The sequence below is a fragment of the Candidatus Phytoplasma pruni genome (assembly GCF_013391955.1).
Taxonomy (GTDB): domain Bacteria; phylum Bacillota_I; class Bacilli_A; order Acholeplasmatales; family Acholeplasmataceae; genus Phytoplasma.
Map to the genome: position 1 here is coordinate 1 of NZ_JABUOH010000038.1, position 1,535 is coordinate 1,535.

2 protein-coding genes are annotated in these 1,535 nt (G+C 42.1%); both read right to left on the reverse strand.

The annotated features are described in order from the left end of the window. Nucleotides 1-121: 121 nt before the first annotated feature. On the reverse strand, nucleotides 122-700 hold the full coding sequence (locus tag HR065_RS01345; RefSeq protein ID WP_178734127.1) for a DUF2963 domain-containing protein: 579 nt from the start codon (nucleotides 698-700) through the stop codon (nucleotides 122-124). 183 nt (nucleotides 701-883) lie between these two features. Continuing rightward, nucleotides 884-1,535, reverse strand: a 652-nt coding sequence (locus tag HR065_RS01350; protein WP_178734128.1) for an AAA family ATPase, incomplete at its 5' end; no start/stop codon positions are given.

Sequence of the window (1,535 nt, forward strand, 5' to 3'; positions counted from 1 at the left end):
TGGGTTTCTTTTTGGGGGATTGTTTTTTTGGCATGTTGTTGTGCCTCCTTTTTTCGTTTTTGTTTGGGGTGAGTTGTGTGGATTGCCGGAGCGTGGTGTGTGGTTGTTGTTGATTTTGGTTTTAGATGGATTGGTAATCTTGGAGAGAAGAACGATATGATTCTTGGGAAGCGCGTTTTTCTTGATGAATATCGTTTTGTTCTTGGGGGGTTAAATCTGAGGGTTTAAGAGGACGTTCTTGATAATCTGAGTCAGGGATGATGTATTTGAGGGAATTTTCAGCGTTGTTGTCATAAACAATAGATGTAGCCATGGAACCGTCGGGAAAAAATGTGAGGATGGAACGGATGGAACCATTAGAGTAAAAGTGGGTGTTTTTAGCTATTTTACCGGTGATGGGATCGTAGTCGGAGATTACTTTGACAGAACCGTCTGTTTCATACCAGGTAAATTTGGAGGTTTTCTCTAACGATGAATCAAGATAGAGAATTAATTTGCCACCGTCGGGATGGTCTTGAAAAATTCTGTACGGAAGTGGGATTTCGAAGGTTTCTTTTACCTCAACTCTATATTGAGGTTGTAATTTATAGACAGAGGTGGAGGCAGAAATGATAATGGTAGAAATGAGAATCAGAGATAGGATGATGAAAAGGGTGAATTTTTTGGGGGATGTTTTGAGATATTGTTTGAGACGGGACATTGGGTTTCTCCTTTTTTCGTTTTTGTTTGGTGTGGGTTGTGGGATTGCCGGAGCGTGGTGTGTGGTTGTTGTTGATTTTAGGCGATCGACCTCCTTTGGGTTGGGGGAGAGAATGATAATTTTGGCTAATTTTTTCAATGAAAAAGACCCTAAATGGATTAGGGTCTTAGATGAGGGGGTGGGTTATTTTTTGTCTGGGGTGTTGTTTGGTTCAGGGGTTGGAGCAGGTTTGGTGGTGGTTGTGTATGCCACTTCTATTTCGCCTGTGTATTTGGAGTTTGTTGGATTGGCGGTGATTTTAACTGTTTTGGCAGTAGGATCGATGGTTAAGGTTGTGTCGTCTTGCAGGTCGGATGGTAGAGCGGCTTTGATTTCTTCGGGAGTGGGGTTGTTAAGATCGAGGGCCGGAACGTCAGGTAGTGATTCTAAATATTTGTCATTCAAGGGTGTTCTTTGGGCTAGGGAGGCGAAAGCGGCGTCGAGTTGTTCTTTACCAACTTTTTCTTTGTGTTGAGAGTAGGCGATGTAGGCGGCTTTTTGCATGTAATTTCCCATGCTGCGGAATGATCTTAATTCGTCGTGTTGATGGATTTTTGTTGCCATTTCGTTTTGGAGGTAGTTTTTGGCTTCGTCAGTTAATTGCATTTTTTTAGCTAAACGGTTAAGAGCGGCTTTGACAGCGTCTAAATCAGGTAAGAATACTTCGATTTTGTATGTGAAACGGTCTAACATAGCGTCTTCGATTTGGTCGGCGTGGTTCGTAGTACCGATTAAGAAAATAGGTTTATCGGGGTTGTTTTTCATAGAGGTCATTTCAGCTTTGAATTGGTTTACG

Bases quoted from the DNA above. Each gene is read 5' to 3' on its own strand.
- HR065_RS01345 (WP_178734127.1), bottom strand. From the start codon at position 700: ATGTCCCGTCTCAAACAATATCTCAAAACATCCCCCAAAAAATTCACC.